The organism is Streptomyces sp. SUK 48, from assembly GCF_009650765.1.
Classification (GTDB): domain Bacteria; phylum Actinomycetota; class Actinomycetes; order Streptomycetales; family Streptomycetaceae; genus Streptomyces.
Map to the genome: position 1 here is coordinate 1819315 of NZ_CP045740.1, position 17945 is coordinate 1837259.

A 17945-nucleotide genomic window follows, 5' to 3' on the forward strand; every position below is an offset into this window, starting at 1 on the left:
ACTACCTCCTGGAGGTGCCGCCGGACAGACCGGCGAGCGGACGCGGGCGCCGGGGCGGCGCGGCGGTCGGGGCGAGGACGTGGCGGTCGTGCCGGCTCTGGACGAAGGACAGGGCGTCGAAGAGGCCGCGGGCGGTCAGCCGGCCGCTGCTCCCGGCGGCGCGGCCGATCGGCATCGAGCCGGTCTCGGACCAGGCCAGCCGGCCGGACTCGTCGATGTGGCTGCGGGTGCGGCCCGCGTTGTCGGGGTGCAGGCAGTAGGGGACGTCGAGGTAGCCGCGCGCGAACGCCGCCAGCAGGGCCCGGCCGAGGTCGGCGTCGAGCCCGAGGACCGCGTCGATCAGGGCGCGGGCCTCGGCGTACACCGGGTTGTCGGACACGTCCGGCACGCCCGCGGCGGCGGTCTTGCGGGTGTTGCGGGCGGCGGCCGACGCCACGCGCAGCGCCTCGACGTTCTCCGCGACGGTGGGGATGCGGTGCGCCTCCGCGGCCGTCTTGACGATCAGCCGCGCCGCTCCGGCCTGCACGGCGAGTTCCGCCGACCTCTCCAGCAGTTCCAGCGCGCCCTCGCGGGTGCGCGGGTACAGGCCCATGTAGGTGTAGAGGACGATGTGCCACTCGGTGTCCGGCAGCAGCTCGGCCGCCAGCCGGCGCAGCGCGTGGATCGCGTGCGCGTCCTGCTCGGAGTTGGTCTGCTGGGCGTAGCTGAGCGAGAGGGAGCGCAGGCCGGCTTGGTGGAAGAAGAGCGCCTCCAGCGCGCTGAGCGCCACCAGGAGACCCGGTGGGCACAGCTGTCCCAGCATGCAGCCGCCGAACGTCTCCAGGTGGGGTTCCGCGCCGGTGGAGCGGAGCGAGGCGAGGAACTCGCACGCCTGGCGCCAGTTGCGGACGGAGTCGGCCAGCGGGGTGCGGCCGTAGGGCAGGCAGTACGAGACGGGGCCGCCCTCGGTCGCGTCCAGGCCGAGCGCGGCCAGCGCGGCCATGATGCGCTGGGGGCGGGCCGAACCGTGGCGTACCTGCACGGGGAACGAGGGGTCGCGCACGCCGTCCAGGACCCAGCGGGAGGTGTGCGGGCTGAGCGAGCTGATGGGGTAGCCGTTGAGGGGGTGGTCCGTGTTGAGGGCGCGCACCGCGGCCGGTTCGTCGCCCACCCGGGTGTAGCTGTCGATGGTGATGGTGCCGACGACGGCGTCGGCGGCGTCCCTGGTCGCCCGCAGCCCGGCCCGCATCAGGGCGGGGTCGGAGAACCCCATCCGCGGTTGCACCACGAGGGCGCCCCTGGCCTGGGCATCCGCGACGTACCGTGCGAAGGAGACGCGCGATCCGTGCACGGCCACCGGGCCCCGGGGGCGGCTCGCGAAGGCCCGGGTCACCGGGTCACCTCCTTGGGCAGGGCGCCGACGAACGTCTCGAAGGAGGCGAGGTCCACGCCCTCCTGGAAGACGGCGTCGAAGCCGGCCGCCATGAGTTCATGGGCCTGTTCCTCCTGCCGGTCCTGCGAGATCCCGAGCTTGCCGCCGATGACGACCGGCAGACCGTCCAGGTCGGGACGGGCGCGCAGGGCGGCGATCAACGGCTTGGCGTCACGGCAGCCATGGCCGTTGACGCTGCTGACCACCAGCAGATCGGGCTGGTGCCTCGCACAGGACTCGACGATCTCTTCCTCGGGGACACAGGGGCCGAGATTGACGACCCTGTGCCCCAGGTCCTCGAGCAGCAGCTGTACGAATACGAGATTCCAGGTGTGTGCGTCGGACGCCAGTCCAGTGACGATCACTTCGAGTGACGCCATGCGGTCGCACGTCGCCAGTTCGGCAGGCTTCATTCGTTCTTCGTCCACATCGTCGATGACATCGGGAGAAGGGGGCTGGCGGGTTCTGAACGCCCCGCACGATCGAGACTAGGAGTCCCCCCGGAGCGTCACCGGCGTCCGCGACGGCAGCGCAGCGGCAGTTGCCGCCGCCCGGCCGCCCGGTGTTCCCGCCGGCAGTATCGCCGCAGGAACGGAACGGTAAGGCGGCCTCGGAAGCTGCTCCCGCAAGTAACCGGAACACCAGGGGAGACAGCGATGACGAACCGACAGGCTCGGTCGGCTGAGTTCGGCGCCGTGCTGCGCAGCGCTCGGGAGCATGCCGGGCTCACCCAGGAACAGCTTGCCGGGCTCTCGACTGTCAGCATCCGGGCGATCCGCGATCTGGAGCGCGGCCGGGTGGTACGGCCCCGCAGGGACACGGTGCGACTGCTCGCCGACGCCATGCGGCTCGGTGACACGGGCCGGGCGGCGCTCGAACTGGCCGCCGACAGCGCCTCGGTGGGCAAGGCGCTGCGCGATGTGTACAGCCCCGAACTGGCCTGCCCGCCCATGCCGGTGCACACCCTGTTCGGCCGCGAGTCCGAACTGCGGGCGCTGGCCGACCTGCTCGGCGGCGAGCGGGAGCGGCTGGTGACGGTCGTGGGGCTGCCCGGCGTCGGCAAGTCCCGGCTCGCCCAGGAGGCCGCCCTCCAGGTGCACCGGCGGGGCGACATACCCGTGCTGTGGCTGCCCATGGACGGGGCCGGGCGCACCCCGGACAAGGCCGCGCACCGGCCGCGGACGGCGCTGGCCAACTGGGTACGGCCGCTGGTGTCCGAGGGCGGGCGCTACGACGAACTGGCGGCGTTCATCGCGGACCGGCCCACCCTGCTGGTCCTGGACGGCCACGAGGTCACGCCCGCCACCAGCCCGGCCCTGATGTATCTGCTGCACAGCTGCCGGCGGCTCAGGATTCTGCTCACCTCCCGCCACCCGCACCATGTCTCCGGCGGCCGGCTGCTGCCCCTCGCCCCGCTGCCGACGGTCCTCGCGCCGGGGCCGCCCCCGATAACCGGGCCGGCCGCGATATCCGGGCCGGCCGCGATGTCGCCGCTCCCCGGTGACTCGCTGTCGGCGCGCCGCCCCGCAGTCGAGCTGATGCTGTCGTACGTCAGCCATCTGCGTCCCGACCTGCTGCTCACCGACTCCGTCATCGCGGTCGTGGCGGAGATCTGCGAGGCGCTGGACGGCATCCCCCAGGCTCTGGAGGCGGCCACCTCCTGGCTGTTGCTGTACTCCCTGGAGCAACTGCGGGAGATGGCACGGGAGTCACCCCTCGCGCTGGTCGACGGCGCTCCCTCGCTGACCCTCGGCGCCGCCGCGCCGCTGGGCGACCTGCTGGCCTCGGTGCGCGCCGGACTCCCGGACCGGCAGGCCGATCTGCTGGCCGCGATGGCCCCCTCGGCCTCCTCCTGGACGGTCGACGACGCGGCCGAGGCGCTCGGCGTCCCCTCGGCGCGGGCGGCCCAGGACGTGCACGCCCTGCTTCTGCACGGCCTGATCCGCCAGTTCCCCGCCGGTCCGGGCGGCGCGGCCCGGCCCGGCCGGTTCTCGGTGCTCCATCTCGTCCGCGACCTCGTCACCGGCGGACGGCCGTCCCCCGAGGACGCGGCGCCCCGCCTGCTGGCCACCGGCGCCGTGTGACCGGCGGCCGCCACCACTCGGACACCCCGGTATTAACTGCCAACTCTTATTCATAAACAGGTAGTTCACGAAAGGTGATGACACTCCGCCATGCGTAATCTCATCTCGCTCGCCGACCTGACCTCCGAGGAACTCGACCGCATCGTCCGGCGCGCCGTCGTCTTCGGCCGCGGTGACACCGGCGAACGGCCGCTGGCCGGGCACCGGGTCGGTATCTACTTCCGCAAGTCCTCGACCCGTACCCGTACTTCGTTCTGGAGCGGCGCGAGCCGTCTGGGCGCGGACGTCATCACGTTCGGTCCCGACGAACTCCAGATCAGCACGGGGGAAACCCTGGAGGACACGGCCCGGGTGCTGGGCGAGTACCTGGACGCGCTGGTCGTGCGCACCAACGGGGACATGGCGGAGATACGGCGGCTGGGCAGCAGCCCGAAGCTCGCCGTGGTCAACGCCCTGACCCTGGACGAGCATCCGACCCAGGCCATCGCCGACCTCGCCACGCTCACCGAGCTGTTCGGTGACCTGGCGGGGCGGCATGTGCTGTGCGTCGGCGAGGGGAACAGCTCGGGTGCCGCGCTGGCGCTGGCCGCGGCGCTCACCCCCGGGCTGCGGCTGACCCTGCTGTGCCCGCAGGGGTACGAGGTGCCGCGGGAGACCCTCGACCTGGTCGGCAAGCTCAGTGACGGGCAGGCGCTGGTCGAGCAGGTCACGTCGGCCGACGAGGTGACGGGGCCGGTGGACGCCGTGTACACGAGCCGCTGGCAGACGATGGGCGTCCCCAAGGCGAACCCCGACTGGCTGGCCGACTTCGAGGGGTTCCGGATCGACCAGGCGTTCCTCGACCGGTTCGCCGGCCCGGACACCGTGTTCCTGCACGACCTGCCCGCCGTGCGCGGCCAGGAGGTCACCGACGAGGTCCTCGACGGGGAGCGGAGCGTCGCCTGGCGCCAGGCGCACCACAAGATGACGGCCGCGATGGCGGTGCTGGAGTGGTGCGTGACCGGGGCGGCCGACCGCGCCTGACCGGAAAGCGCGCAAGACAGCGGTGGGGGGATGGGCCCGCGGGCCCATCCCCCCACCGCTGTCGGCGCGCCCCGCGCCGAGGGGTCGGGTTCAGCCGCCCATGGCCGCGACGGCCGACCTGGGGCGCAGATCGGTCCAGTGGGCCTCGATGTACTCGGCGCACTCCTGCTTCGTGCCCTCGTCCCGCACCAGCGTCCAGCCCGCCGGCCGGGGGATGCCGACCGGCCAGAGGGAGTGCTGGCCCTCGTCGTTGGCGAGGACGACATAGCGGCCTGCCGGATCCTCAAAAGGGTTGGTTGCCACGATTCCCACCTTCGCTGAAGCGACGACGCATGACCCGCGTCTGCGTTTTCCGGTCCCAAACTAGGGGCCGTTCAGGCAATGCGCGGGCAGAGTGACAGGCAGCTCGGCGGTGGTGTTCCCGCCCTCGCCGCCCGACGCGACTGGTCCACACCACACTTCCGCCCATTTCGTGGACGACCTATGATCATACGGACAGCGAGATCCATGAACTCCGACCGGTGAGGGGATCCACGTGGCAGGTGGTGGGGGGCCACTGAGATTCAACCTGCTGGGCGCGCTGGAGGTCTGGGAGGGCGGCACCAAACTCCGGCTGGGCGGGGCGATCCAGGAGCGTGTGCTCCTCATGCTGCTGCTGGAGTCCGGCAAGATGCTGCCCGTCTCCCGGCTGGTCGAGGCCGTCTGGGACGAGGACCCGCCCGCGACCGCTCCCCACCAGGTTCGCAAAGCCGTCGCCGATCTGCGCCGGCGCATACCCGGCGGCAGCGAGACCCTGGTGACCGAGGGCCCCGGTTACCGCGTCATGGTCACCGAGAGCCAGCTGGACCTGGCCGAGTTCGACGCCCGGCTGCGCCTCGCGAAGGAAGCCCTGGCCGCCGAGGACCCCGCCCGCGCGGTCGACGCGCTCCAGGCCACCCTGGCCCTGTGGCGCGGTCCGCTGCTCTCCGGCGAGGGCACCCCGGTCATCGAGCGCGCCTCGGTCATGCTGGAGGAGCGCCGGCTGGCCGCCGCCGAGCAGCTCTTCGATCTGCGCCTTGGCCTCGGCGAGTCCGCCGAACTCGTGGTGGACCTGCGCCAGTTCGTCCACCAGAACCCGCTGCGCGAGACCCTGCGCGGCCAGCTGATGCTCGCGCTGTACCGGTCGGGCCGCCAGGCCGCCGCGCTGGAGGAGTACGCCGAGGTCCGCCGGCTCCTCGGCGAGGAACTCGGCATCGACCCCGGCCCCGAACTGACCAGGCTGCACGAGGGGATTCTCCGGGAGAGCCCCGAACTCGCGGCCGCGCCGAAGTCCTGGCAGGCCCCGACCCCGCTCCCGCCCGCCCCCGAGATCGAGGCCCCCGCCACGCTCCCGCACGACCTCGCCGACTTCACCGGCCGGGACCGCGAGCTCCAGGAATTACTGAGCTACGCGCGTCACGAGGACGGCCGGGGCACCCGGATCGTGGCCATCGACGGCATGGGCGGCAGCGGGAAGACCACCCTGGCGGTGCGGGCCGCGCACCGGCTCGCCGCGGCCTACCCGGACGGCCAGATCCATATCGACCTGCGCGGATACACCCCCGGCGAACAGCCCGTCACCACCGGCGCGGCCCTCGCCTCGCTGCTGCGCACCATGGGCGTACCGGGCCCCGGACAGCAGCTGCCCGAGGACGACGCCGGGCGCGCGGCCCTGTGGCGGGCCACCCTCAGAGGCAAGCGGGTGCTGCTGCTCGTCGACAACGCCACCGAAGCCGGAACGATCCTGCAGCTGCTGCCCGCCTCGCCCGACTGCCTCCTCCTCGTCACCAGCCGGGCCCGGCTGGTGGACCTCGACGGGGCCGACTGGATCTCCATCGGGCTGATGTCCCCCGGGGAGAGCGCCACCCTGATCGAGGACATCCTCGGCAGCCGGCGGGTGTCCGCGGAGCCGGAGGCCGCCGCCGAACTGGCCCGCCTGTGCGGGTATCTGCCGCTCGCCCTGCGCATCGCGACCGCGCGGCTGCGCAACCGGCCGCGCTGGACCCTGGCCTACCTGGTCGAGCGGCTGCGGGACGAGACCCGTCGGCTGGACGAACTCAGCCTGGGCGAGCGCAGCATCGGCGCGACCCTGCGGCTGTCGTACCAGGCGCTGGACAAGGACTCCCGGACCGCCTTCCGGACCCTCGCCCTGCATCCCGGCGGGGACATCGATGTCTACTCGGCGGGCGCCCTGCTCGGCATGGACCTGCGCGACGCCGAGGACATGCTGGAACGGCTGCTCGACGTGCATCTCGTGCTCCAGCCGGAGATCGGCCTGTACACCATGCACGACCTGGTGCGCAGTTTCGTCCGGAGCCTGCGCGGCGAGCCGACCGCGCTGGACGACGGGGCCGCGGTCGAGCGGCTGCTCGACTACTACCTGACGGCCACCGAGGCGGCCTGCGAGGTGCTGTTCCCCGGGCGCCGGCACCGGCCCACCGGAATCCCCCCGTCGGTGGCGGAACTCCCCGACCTCACCCACGAGAAGCTGGCGCAGGTCTGGTTCTCCCGGGAGCATCCCGGGCTGCTGTCCCTGGTCACCCTGGCCGAGCGGTCCGGCCATGACCGGCACGCGGTGTGCCTGGCTCGCAATCTCGTCTTCCACCTCAACGCGCGCGGCCATCTCCAGGAGTTCGCGGAGCTGTGCCGCCTCGCGGTGACGGCCGCCCGGCGCCTCGGCGATCTGGACCTGCTCGGCGTCAGCCTGTCCAACCTGGGCGTCGCCTGCTGGAAGCTCGGCCGCTACGAGGAGGGCATCAAGGTCGCCGAGGAGGGCCGGGACGTCGCCGCCCGCCTGGGCGACCGGCACACCCAGGCGCACACCGAGAGCACGCTCGGCCTGTACAAGAGCCTGCTGGGCCGCTTCCCCGAGGCGCTGGTCCACCTCCAGTGGGCGATCGCCTGCGAGCGCGAACTCGAATCGCCCCGCGCCGAGGCGGAGAGCCTCACCGCCCTGAGCGCCCTGTACGAGCAGTGGGGCAAGTACCGGGAGGCCGCCGAGGCGGCCCGGCGCGCGATGCTGCTCGCCGAGCAACTGGGGAGTCAGGGAGGGAAGTTGGTGGCCCTCACCGATCTCTCCCTGGCGCAGACGGGACTCGGCGAGTACGCGGAGGCCGATGAGACGCTCGCTCTCGCCCGCCAGTTGTGCGACGAGTCCATGGACCAGGGCCATGTCGCGATGACGTTGGCGCTGTCGGCCGACATCGCCCAGCGTCTGGACCAGCCCAACGAGTCCTCCGGATTCGCGGACCGCGCCCTGGCCCTCGCCCGGGCGGGTTCCTCGCCGCTGCGCCAGGCGAAGCTGGAGAACGTGATCGGCCGGGTGCTGCGGCGGAAGCAGGAGTACGCTTCCGCGCTCGCCCTGCACAGCAGCGCACATGAACTGGCGTCCTCCGTCGGCCACCGGGTCGAGGCGGCCTATGCCCTGGCCGGACTGGCCGCCGCGGCGGCGGCACTGGGCGACGAACCGTGGGCGGCCGAGCACGCGGCGCAGGCCGAGGAACTGTTCTCGGCGATGGGCATCCCCCGAACGCCCGGCGCACCTGACCGCCGTGCAGAGCTGACCGTCGTACTACGCGCCCACGACCGGGGTGGTGACGGTCGGGCCCTTGTCCTCGGCCGTCACGTGGTGGCCGTGCCGCTGCGTGTCCGTGTGGCCGGCCTCGACCGCCGCGGCGCCCAGCGCCAGCGCGACCACAGCAACGACGATCCGGACCGAGTTGGTGAGCTTGCGAGCCATGTTTTCCGCCCCCTGGAAGTGTCTCCGTCTTTCCGACACCTCGAATATGGAGACGGGCGATCCCGCGAGGGTCCCGCTCCGATACCGCCCACGGGTAACGCGCGGAAACGGCCTCTGACCAGGGACAAAGGCGAATCCGGGAGGGTGGGACGGGAACGGTCTCCCGGGGCGGGAACGAACGGGTGGGACGGGCCGCGACGGGTGGTGCGGGTGAGCCGGTATCGGCTGAGCCGGTCCCGGTGAGCCGGTACCGGGTGAGCCGGTACCGGGTGAGCCGGTACCGGGTCAGTCCGTGCCCGCGCCGGTGGCCGTCACGGTCGTACCGCCGAGCCGGCACGACAGCACACGCGGGCCCCGGGCGGTGAGGACGACCTCCGTGTGCGCGGGCCCGCTCTCGTGCTCCGCCATGTCGAGCAGGGCCCGGACCGACGAATGCAGTACGGCGCGGTCCGCCGCGGCGGGCTCACCCCACGGGGCGGCGCCGGCGGGCGCGTTCCGGGTGATGCCGACTACCTGGTGCATGCCGTCGCTGGACTCCGTGGCCACCCCGAACCGGGGCCCCTCCCCACTCTCCTCCGCGCCGGTCCCGGTGTGTGCGGCCCAGCGCTCGACGGCCGACAGGTCCCGCAGGGCACGGCTGAGCCGTTCCGTCACCGGTCGCGGGTCCGGGAAATGGTTCACGAAACGCTCCTTCTCAGATTTCCGACGCCCTCCATGCCACTGCTTTGCCGGTTGAGCCGTCAAGAGGCAGCTTCCATCGGCAGTTACCGGGGTGCTTGGCCGGATTCATGGAAACTCCGCGACCCGTCGAGTTAGCGTCCTCGTATTCCCACTGCTCGCCCGATCGGCTTCCAGGAACCAACGGAGGAACGCAACGATGAGGCAGATGGTAAATTGGCTGACACCCTCCTTCGCCGCACACAGCGGTAATCCAGGAGTGGCCACGCTGGGACCTTCGGGAACCAGTAGCGAAGTCGCCGCAGGAATCGTCTGGCAAAGCCTCGGGGGCGATGTCCCGGACATCCGGAACATCGCACTGCACCGGACGTACGAGGACGCCGCCGAGGCGGTGCTCAAGCAGGACGTGGACTACCTGGTGGTGGCCAACGCCTACAGCGGCATCAGCGAGTTCTACATGGACACCCGGCTGTCCCTGGCCGGCGTGTTCGTGATGGACACCCCCCACTACGGCATCGCCCAGCTGCCCGGGGAGGCGGTCCCGGACCGGCCGGTGGTCGCCACCCACCCGGCGCCCCGCCCCCTGGTGGACGAGTTGCTGCCAAGTCACTTCACCGACCGGGAGATCCTTCAGGTCACGTCGACCAGCACGGCCGCCCAGGCGGTCCGCGACCGGGTCACGGACCTGGCGCTCACGACCGTACCGGCGGCCGAGGCCCACGGCCTCGAATTCATTTCCCGGAAACGGTTCATCAGGATGCTCTGGTCCGTATTCACGCTGAACGGCGAGATATTCGTCGTCCCCGACGACACCGCGGAAGCGGGGAGGATCACCCATGCTCATACTTGACGGTGAGGCGGTCCGCGCCTCCTATCCGATGGCCGAGGCGATATCGGTCATGACCGAGGCGCTGCGATCGTTTTCCTCGGGAAAGGTGACGCAACCGCTCAGGTCGGTGCTCGCGCCGCCGTCCGAACAAGGTGTGTTCGCGATGATGCCGTGCCATGCCGAGGGCCTCGGATACGGTTTCAAGGCCATCATGCACAATCCCGGGAACGAGGCCCGCGGACTGAGCACGCATATCGGCATGGTCACCGTTTTCGATCCGGAGACCGGTGAGCTCTCGGCCGTCCTCGACGGCGGCGCGGTCACCGCGATCCGCACCGCCGCGGTCTCCGCCGTCGCCACCCGGGAACTGGCCCGCGCGGACGCGGGCGATCTGGCGATCCTCGGCGCGGGCACCCAGGCACGCACCCATCTGGAGGCCGTCCGGCTGGTGCGGGACGTCCACCGGGTCCGGGTCTGGTCCCGCACCGCCGAGCGGGCCCGGGACTTCCGGGACTGGGCCGGTACCCAGGGCGTGGAGGTCGAGGTCGCCGCGACCCCGGAGGAGGCCGTACGCGGCGCGGACCTGGTGTGCACCACGACCGCCTCGCGCGTCCCGCTGATCCCGGCGGGCCTGCTGAGCCCCGGCGCCCATGTGAACGCGGTCGGCGCGTCCGTGCGCGGCGCCCGGGAACTGGCCCCCGCCGCCGTCGCCGGCTGCGCGGTCTACGTGGACAGCCGGGAGTCGGCCCTGAACGAGTCCAGTGACCTCTGCGACCCCATCGACGAGGGCCTGATGGACGAGAAGGACATCAGGGGCGAGATCGGAGAAGTGCTCCTCGGCACCACCGAGGGACGCACCGAGCCAAAGGAGATCACCTTGTTCAAGTCCCTGGGCCTGGCCGTCGAGGACGTCGCCTCCGGATTCTCGATCGCGGCCCGGGCGCGGAAGGGCGGCATCGGTGTTGCTGTCTGAGACGCGGCCGTCCACGCTGCGGGCCACCAAGGTCTTCGTCGTCGACGCGTTCGCCAAGCGCCCGTTCACCGGTAACCCGGCCGCCGTGTGCCTGCTGGACGAGCCCCGGGACGAGGGCTGGATGCAGGCCCTCGCCCGGGAGATGAACCTCTCCGAGACGGCCTTCGTGACCGCCCGCGACGAGGGCTACGAACTGCGCTGGTTCACCCCGGCCAAGGAGGTCGACCTCTGCGGCCACGCGACCCTCGCCAGCGCCCACGTCCTGTGGCAGCGCGGCTACCGGGAACGGGAGATCGACTTCCACACCCGCAGTGGCCTGCTCACGGTCAGCCGCGAGCAGCGCGAGATCGTCATGCGGTTCCCGGCCGAACGCGCGGTGGAGACCGAGCCGCCGGCCGGGCTGTGCGAGGCGCTGGGCGTGGCGCCGGTGTGGACCGGCCGCAACCGGTTCGACTACCTGGTCGAGGTCGCCGACGCGGAGGTGGTGGCCGACCTCAAGCCCGACTTCGCCGCCCTCGCGGGCGTCCCGACCCGCGGGGTGATGGTCACCGCGCCGGGCGGCTCCCACTCCGAGTTCGACTTCGTCTCCCGGTTCTTCGCACCGGCGTACGGCGTCGACGAGGACCCGGTCACCGGTTCCGCCCACTGCTGCCTGGGCCCGTACTGGGCCGGCCGGCTGGGGCGCACGGAGCTGTGGGGCTACCAGATGTCCCGGCGCGGCGGCACGGTCCACGTCACCGTCCTGGACGACCACGTGCTGCTGGGCGGCACCGCTGTGACGATCACGGCCGGCGCGTCGATCCCGTAGCCGGCAGGGAAGGAAGCGGAGGACAGAGCATGCCCGCGTACGTCATAGGGAACGTCACCACGCTGGAGACCAGCGACGAACTCGCCGAGTACCGCCGCCGGGTGGGCGCCACGGTGGTCCGGTACGGCGGGCGCTTCCTGGTCAGAGGGGGGAAGGTGGACGTCGTGGAGGGCGACTGGCTCCCGGTCCACCTCACCCTCATGGAGTTCCCGGACGGCGCCGCCGTCCGCGCCTGGCTCGGGTCCCCCGAGTACCAGGAGATCGCCGCGCTGCGCACCGGCAGCGTGCGGACCGAGCTGGTCCTCCTCGAAAGCGGCGACTGACGACGAACGACTGTCGATCCGGCTTGTCCACGCAGGGATTCAGGAAGGTTTCACCTCACGTGTTCACCATCTTCGACGACGAGCTCGACGCCCTCGCCCGCCGTACGGTCGCCCGGCAGCGGGAATTCCACGCCGGGTCGTGGGACGGGGAGCGCCTGTCGGCCCACCAGTGGGAGAACCTCCGGGAGAGCCTGCGCTATGTGCGCAAACGCTCCCCCTTCTACGCCGAGCGGCTGGCGGACCTGACGGAGGCGGGGATCGAGGTCCTGGACGCCGCGGAGTTCGCCCGCGCCGTGCCCTTCACCACCAAGCAGGACCTCCGGGACCAGGGCTACGACATGCTCTCCAGGCCAGTCAGCGAGTCCTGGGTGTTCTACGAGACCACCGGCACCACCGGGCCCGCCACCCCGTGCCCCCGCGACAACACCGACTCCATCGTCAACAACACCGCCCTCACGGTGGCCTACCGGGACATCTTCGAGCAGCACGGCGACCACCACGTGGTGGCCGTGCTGGGCCCGACCGAACTGCACTCCACGGGCGACACGTTCGGCGACGTCTGCCGCAACCTCGGGCACACGGTCGTCAAGATGTGGCCGCACTCCCCCGTCGTGGGATTCGAGCGGGCCCTGCACATGCTCCGCGAGCTGCGCGTCACGGCCGTCTTCTGCACGCCCGGCATGGCGATGTCGCTGGCCAAGGAGGCCCGCAAGGCGGGGCTCGACCCGGCGGCCGACTTCGGTCTGCGGCTGCTGATGTTCGTGGGCGAGCTGGTCACCCCGACGCTGCTGGAGAACCTCGGCTCCCTCTGGAACGCCCGCGCGTACAGCTGCATGTACGCCTCGCAGGAGTCGTCCATCATCGCCACCGCGCACGCCGACGGCCGGCTGCGGACCGTGCCGCTGAACGTCTACTACGAGGTCGTCGACCCGGCCACCGGACAGCTCGTGGCGCCGGACGCGCGGCGGGTGCGGACGGGCGAGCTGGTCATCACCCATCTGTACCAGGGCGCCAAGCCGCTGGTGCGCTACCGCACCGGCGACCTGGTGCGACTGGCACCGGCCGCCGACGACGGGTCCCCCGCCCAGGTCCTGACGCCGCTGGGCCGGGTGCGCGACCGCATCGACCTCAACGGCCACACCGTCACGGCCTACGAGCTGGAGGACCTCGTGCTGTCCCGGACACCGGGCTGCCGCGACTACCACATCACCATCGACCGGGAGGCGGACACCGACGTGCTCGCCGTCGACCTCGACATGCCCGACACGGCCGCCGCGCGGGACGCCCACGCCTCGCTCGTCGCGGCGGCCGCGGACGCCTGGGGCTGCCCGCTGACCGTCCGGCACACCAGCCTGGGCGCGATCACCACGACGGGAGCCATGGTCAGCTGGAAGGCGGCCCGGGTGCGGGACCTGCGCACGGCGTCGGACCCCGAGCACGAGGCGGCCCTGGCCATCGCCCGCCGCCGGGACGCACGATGAGCGCCGGCCGCACCGCCGCCCCGGCCGCCGGCCAGTGGGTCTTCCACGACGGCGACTTCGTGCCCGCCGCCGACGTACGGCTCGGCCCCAGCCTTCAGGCGCTCCAGTACGGCACCGGCGTCTTCGAGGGCATCCGCGCCTACGCGACCGGCTCGGGCGACAGCCACCTCTACCGGGCCCACGACCACTTCACCCGGATGATCGGCTCGGCGCGCCTGCTGCGCATCGCGATCGATCACGACGCCGACCAACTGGTCGAGATATCGGCCGAGTTGCTGCGGCGCAACGGCCACTCCGGCGACGCCTACCTCAGACCGCTCGCCTACAAGACGGCCCTGCAACCGGGGGTGCCGTTCGGGGTGCGGCTCCAGGGGGTGTCCTCCACGCTGACCATCGTCAGCCTGCCCATGGGCCGTTACACGTCCAGGGACGGGATCAGCTGCGGGATCTCCTCCTGGCGGCGTATCCCGGACAGTTCGCTCCCGGCCCGGGCGAAGATCACCGGCGCGTACGCCAACAACGCGCTCGCCACCGACGAGGCGACGGCCGCGGGCTACGACGACGCGATCTTCCTCAACCAGGCCGGCCATGTCGCCGAGGCCAGCACGGCCAACCTCTTCCTGGTCCGGGCCGGGCAGGTCGCCACCCCGGCCCAGGACTCCGACATCCTGGAGGGCATCACCAGGGACTCGGTGATCTCGCTGCTGCGCCGTCGGGCGGGCGTCGAGGTCGAGCGGCGCACGGTCCTGCGGTCCGAGCTGTACACGGCGGACGAGATCTTCCTGACCGGCACCGGCTGCGAGATCGTCCCCGTCACCGCCCTGGACGGCCGCCCGGTGGGCTCCGGCGTCCCGGGCCCCCTCACCCGCACGGTCATGGACGCCTACGACCGGTCCGTCCGCGGCCGGGACCCCCATGACGACCACGGCTGGCTGACGCCGGTCCACACCACCCCCGTCCTGCTCTGAGGAGGCACCGATGATCCGCCATACCGTCCTCTTCCGCTTCCGGCCCGAGGTCGACTGGTCCGACGCGCGCGCCCGGGCCGCCGAGGAGGCCACCGCGGGCCACCCGGACCACATCGAGGAGATCCTCGGCTGGGAGTTCGGGCGCAACATGACCGAGCGGCCCGTCGCCTACGACTTCGCCCTGATCGGCACGTTCGCCGACCGGGGAGCGGTCGACCGCTATCTGACCCACCCCGACCACGTCCGCGGCGTCGAGCTGTGGAAGGAGATCGCCACCTGGGTGGTCGCGGATTTCGCCGTCGCCTGAGAGCCGCCCCCGACGGGCCGGACCGGCGGTGACCGATCCGGCCCGGGCCGCCGCACCTCGCCCTCCGGTCCCACGACCCCTACCCGAGGATCACGACATGACAGCGATCGTCCCCCCGAACGGCAGTCCCGCCACCCTCGTCGAGGAGGCCCTGGACGCCCTGCTGACCACCGCCGAACGCCGCGACCCGCTGGTGGAGGCCCAGGTCGCGGTGCTGGAAGCCGGACTGATGCTGACCCGCGCGGGCGCGGTCACCCCGTCCCCCGGCCAGCCCGACCGCGGGCAACTGCTGCGCGAGGCCCTGGGCTCGGTGCGCGCCGCCGTCATGGCCACCGGTGTCGCGGTGGTCAGGTCCAACGACGCGGCGCGGATGGCGGGCGCGGACGCCGGATAGCCCGGACCCGTTCGCGAGCGGGATCAGCCGCCGCCCCGGGCGCGAGGGTGAGAGCGCCGGGCAGCCGGCCGGCCGCGTGACAACCCTCACACGAAATCGGCCACTAAGCATCCAGGTTAGTAGGCGGCCGTCCGCTGACATATGGGATTTGTCCGTCTTGGCATCGACCCGAGCCGTTCCGGAAGCGACCGCTCCCGGAACGCGGGGCACCTCTCCCTACTCGTCCCCATCGGCGCCCTCCTGACGGCTCACCGGGTGACGGTGAACGTCGCGATCGCGAAGTCGACACCTTCACGGGCGCCTGACAAGAGGCCCGCGCGGCTACGAGGCCGGATAGTAGCGGGGCGCGTTGCGGTCCTCTCCGGCCCGTGCTGAGACTGGGCGCTCGGCGATCACCGAGCGAGGGTCACACCATGGGCAAGCATCGCAAGACGCAGCATTTCCGACGGATGGTCATCGGCGCCGTCGCGGTCGGCACGGTGGGCGTGCCGTCCGTCGCGCTGGCCTGTACGAATTGGCCGTCCGGTACGACGGACCAGAGCACCGCCGCCACCGGCACCACCCCTCTCGCGTCGGCGGACACGCCCGCGCCCACGGACCCGGCGACGGCCGCGGCCAAGGAGACGGCGATACCCCAGCAGCCGGGCACATCCTGGGCGATACCGAAGCAGCGGGCGCATCACCCTCACCCGCGCCACCACTCGAAGGCTCCGAGCGCCCCGCTCACCACCGCCGCGCCGACCGCGTCCCAGGCGGCCGCCGCGCAGCCGGGCGGCACGCCCCCGGCCGCCGCGCCCGCGCAGAGCGACGCCCCGGCGGCCGCCCCCACCGCGTCGAGCACCCCGGCGTCGAGCACCCCGGCGGCGGCCACGCCGTCCGCCACCACCGCGTCCGGCGTCACCGCACAGATCGTGCGGCTGGTCAACGCCGAGCGCGCGAAGGCGGGTTGCCGGCCGCTCACCCTCGACGCGAAGCTGACCAAGGCCGCGCAGGCGCACAGCGCGGACATGGCGGCCCACCAGAACATGTCGCACACCGGCTCCGACGGCTCGGACCCGGGCACCCGCATCACCCAGGCCGGGTACGCCTGGAGCGCGTACGGCGAGAACGTCGCGTACGGCTACTCGACCGCCGCCGAGGTGATGGCGGGCTGGATGTCCAGCCCCGGCCACCGGGCCAACATCCTGAACTGCGGCTACCAGGAGATCGGGGTCGGTCTCGCCCAGCCCGGCAGCTACTGGACGCAGGACTTCGGCACGGCCCGGTAGCCGTCTACGGCCTCCGGCGAGTCGTGCGGAGGACGGGTCAGCGGTCGGCGAGCGGGTTGCGCAGCGGCAGATACCGCGCGTCCGCCCCGTCCGCGCCCGTCCACCGCAGCAGCAGGTTGGTCTTGCCCGGCAGGGTCGGCGAGCCCAGCAGGGCGGGGATCTCCGGAAGGTCGTGCCGGGCGAGCGACCGGCGCACGGCGGGCCAGGGGTCGTACCCGCGATGCCGCTCCGCGAGGGCGCCGGCGATCTCCATGAGGTGGTTGACGAGCAGGCAGTAGACCAGCCGCTCCCAGCCCGCGGCGCGCGGGACGTCCGGCAGCAGCTTGACGCCCTCGGCGTCCCGGAACAGCGCCTGTACCGGCATACCGGAGGCGTCCACCGCGACCAGGGTGTTCTGCAGGTGCGCCTCCAGGACGACCCCGTGCGTGTCGAACGCGGTCAGCGCGGGCGGCACGACCTGCCCGAGATACGCCTCCCACCAGGCCCCGGGGTCGGCCGTCGCGGCGAGCGGGCTGCCGTCGAAGCCCTCGGCCAGACCGGCGGCCAGCAGCGGGACGGCGCCCGGCAGCAGATGGCCGCGCAGCCCGTCGCGGACCACCACGGCCAGCTCCTCGTACGCGAAGGACGCCGTCCGGTGGCCGCGGTCGGCGAGCCAGGCGGCGGACATGCCCGTCGTAGCGGACGCCCCCGCGACAGCGGACGCTCCCGGCGCCGCGAGCCCCCTCATCGCGGCGAAGGCGCGCCCCGCGGCGGTGTCGGTGCGGCGCAGCCGGCGCAGGTCGTGGCGCCAGAGCCGGCGGATGTCGTTGGTGATCCGCACGTCCAGGCTGAACTTCAGGAACAGGTCGGCCCCCGGCTCGTACACCGTGCGGATCGCGGCCGTCGGCCAGATGTCGAAGGGGGTCGGGCCGAGCCGGACGAGGCGGCCGTCGGCGAAGGCGGGGGCGAGGGTGTCGGCGACCAGGTCGAGCTGCCAGGGGTGGGCGGGCAGCAGCCGGTAGCCGGGCGGGGCGCTGCCCAGGGCGTCCAGGGCGCGGGTGTCGCCCTCCTCGGCCACCTGGTCCTCGCGCACCCCGAGCAGCACCAGCGGGAAGCGGGCGTGCGCCTCGGGGGCGTACGGCAGCCAGGACGCGGCCGGGCCGCCGCCGCGCGCCTTGGGCGCCGGGTGGTAGGGGTGGCCGGTGAGCAGGGACTGCTCGGAGCGCAGATAGGGGTCGTCGGGCGGGGTCGCGCGGGCGCGGGCGGCGAGCAGCGCGGCGAGGGCCTCCCGGCTGTCGATCATCTCGGCGGGCAGGTCGCCGCCGGGCAGCCCGGTGTGCCGGCGCAGTTCCTCGGCGACGAGTTTGACCAGTTCGGGATGGCCGACGCGGTGCCAGGCGCCGGCCGCGAACACCTCGGGGTCGGCGGGGCGGCGGCCGGGGCGCACCCGCAGCAGCCGTCCGGTGCCGGGCAGCCGGTGCACCGACGGTGGTCCAGGGGCACCGGGCAGCGGCTCGGCCACCTCCCGGAGCAGGCAGTTGAGCAGGGGGCGGCCGCATAGGCGTCGGCGAGCCGGCCGACGGCGGCTGCGGGAGGCTTGAGGTCCACGCGATCCATTCGTTCTTCGGTGGCGTTCTTCTCCGAGCCGTACGTCTTCGAGCG

Annotated in this window: 16 protein-coding genes and 1 pseudogene; 12 read left to right on the forward strand and 5 right to left on the reverse strand. The window is 72.6% G+C overall.

Annotation, left to right across the window (positions count from 1 at the left end; genetic code table 11):
* Position 1: 1 nt before the first annotated feature.
* Together GHR20_RS07645 and GHR20_RS07650 are read right to left on the reverse strand one after the other, a co-directional pair.
* On the reverse strand, positions 2 to 1336 hold the full coding sequence (locus GHR20_RS07645; protein WP_243878315.1) for a methylaspartate mutase: 1335 nt from the start codon (positions 1334 to 1336) through the stop codon (positions 2 to 4).
* Between the two features lie 32 nt (positions 1337 to 1368).
* A complete protein-coding gene (locus tag GHR20_RS07650) occupies positions 1369 to 1791 on the reverse strand; it encodes a cobalamin-dependent protein (RefSeq protein WP_237520308.1) in 423 nt (140 codons plus the stop codon).
* Positions 1792 to 2067: 276 nt separating this feature from the next.
* On the opposite strand from GHR20_RS07650, the gene GHR20_RS07655 reads away from it, so the two are divergent.
* Positions 2068 to 3495 carry a helix-turn-helix domain-containing protein gene (locus tag GHR20_RS07655; protein ID WP_153812726.1) on the forward strand — a complete coding sequence of 476 codons (1428 nt, stop codon included), beginning with the start codon at positions 2068 to 2070 and terminating at the stop codon, positions 3493 to 3495.
* 90 nt (positions 3496 to 3585) lie between these two features.
* Positions 3586 to 4518, forward strand: coding sequence for an ornithine carbamoyltransferase (locus GHR20_RS07660; protein ID WP_111581163.1), 933 nt, complete (start codon positions 3586 to 3588; stop codon positions 4516 to 4518).
* A gap of 90 nt (positions 4519 to 4608) precedes the next feature.
* Here GHR20_RS07660 and GHR20_RS07665 read toward each other — a convergent pair whose 3' ends face one another.
* The gene (locus GHR20_RS07665) at positions 4609 to 4821 is read right to left on the reverse strand and encodes an MbtH family protein (protein ID WP_111581162.1); all 213 of its coding nucleotides are present in this window, start codon (positions 4819 to 4821) and stop codon (positions 4609 to 4611) included.
* Between the two features lie 232 nt (positions 4822 to 5053).
* Between GHR20_RS07665 and GHR20_RS07670 the strand changes: the two genes are divergently transcribed.
* A complete protein-coding gene (locus GHR20_RS07670) occupies positions 5054 to 8518 on the forward strand; it encodes a BTAD domain-containing putative transcriptional regulator (RefSeq protein ID WP_343335996.1) in 3465 nt (1154 codons plus the stop codon).
* Positions 8519 to 8560: 42 nt separating this feature from the next.
* Here GHR20_RS07670 and GHR20_RS07675 read toward each other — a convergent pair whose 3' ends face one another.
* Entirely contained in the window at positions 8561 to 8956 is a 396-nt protein-coding gene (locus GHR20_RS07675; RefSeq protein ID WP_153812727.1) for a hypothetical protein, read from the reverse strand.
* A gap of 256 nt (positions 8957 to 9212) precedes the next feature.
* Between GHR20_RS07675 and GHR20_RS07680 the strand changes: the two genes are divergently transcribed.
* From GHR20_RS07680 to GHR20_RS07720, 9 genes are all read left to right on the forward strand, one after another.
* Positions 9213 to 9803 carry a prephenate dehydratase domain-containing protein gene (locus GHR20_RS07680; RefSeq protein WP_241670522.1) on the forward strand — a complete coding sequence of 197 codons (591 nt, stop codon included), beginning with the start codon at positions 9213 to 9215 and terminating at the stop codon, positions 9801 to 9803.
* Positions 9790 to 10755 carry an ornithine cyclodeaminase family protein gene (locus tag GHR20_RS07685; RefSeq protein ID WP_153812728.1) on the forward strand — a complete coding sequence of 322 codons (966 nt, stop codon included), beginning with the start codon at positions 9790 to 9792 and terminating at the stop codon, positions 10753 to 10755. Before GHR20_RS07680 ends, GHR20_RS07685 begins: the two co-directional genes overlap by 14 nt.
* The gene (locus tag GHR20_RS07690) at positions 10742 to 11563 is read left to right on the forward strand and encodes a PhzF family phenazine biosynthesis protein (protein WP_243877971.1); all 822 of its coding nucleotides are present in this window, start codon (positions 10742 to 10744) and stop codon (positions 11561 to 11563) included. Before GHR20_RS07685 ends, GHR20_RS07690 begins: the two co-directional genes overlap by 14 nt.
* 29 nt (positions 11564 to 11592) lie before the next feature.
* Positions 11593 to 11886 (forward strand): DUF1330 domain-containing protein, encoded by a 294-nt coding sequence (locus GHR20_RS07695; RefSeq protein ID WP_148023128.1) that lies wholly within the window; start codon positions 11593 to 11595, stop codon positions 11884 to 11886.
* Between the two features lie 59 nt (positions 11887 to 11945).
* Complete coding sequence (locus GHR20_RS07700) at positions 11946 to 13367, forward strand: AMP-binding protein (RefSeq protein ID WP_153812729.1); 1422 nt, start codon at positions 11946 to 11948, stop codon at positions 13365 to 13367.
* Positions 13364 to 14335: a branched-chain amino acid transaminase gene (locus GHR20_RS07705; RefSeq protein WP_153812730.1), complete on the forward strand. Its 972-nt coding sequence runs from the start codon at positions 13364 to 13366 to the stop codon at positions 14333 to 14335. The genes GHR20_RS07700 and GHR20_RS07705 overlap by 4 nt, the downstream gene beginning before the upstream one ends.
* Before the next feature lie 10 nt (positions 14336 to 14345).
* Positions 14346 to 14642, forward strand: a complete 297-nt coding sequence (locus tag GHR20_RS07710) for a Dabb family protein (RefSeq protein WP_086808806.1) — start codon at positions 14346 to 14348, stop codon at positions 14640 to 14642.
* A gap of 97 nt (positions 14643 to 14739) precedes the next feature.
* Positions 14740 to 15036: a hypothetical protein gene (locus tag GHR20_RS07715; protein ID WP_111581156.1), complete on the forward strand. Its 297-nt coding sequence runs from the start codon at positions 14740 to 14742 to the stop codon at positions 15034 to 15036.
* A gap of 413 nt (positions 15037 to 15449) precedes the next feature.
* A complete protein-coding gene (locus tag GHR20_RS07720; RefSeq protein WP_153812731.1) occupies positions 15450 to 16304 on the forward strand; it encodes a CAP domain-containing protein in 855 nt (284 codons plus the stop codon).
* A 37-nt stretch (positions 16305 to 16341) separates the two neighbouring features.
* Here the strand turns inward: GHR20_RS07720 and GHR20_RS07725 are convergent.
* Positions 16342 to 17900, reverse strand: a pseudogene (locus tag GHR20_RS07725) (IucA/IucC family protein).
* Positions 17901 to 17945 lie beyond the last annotated feature (45 nt).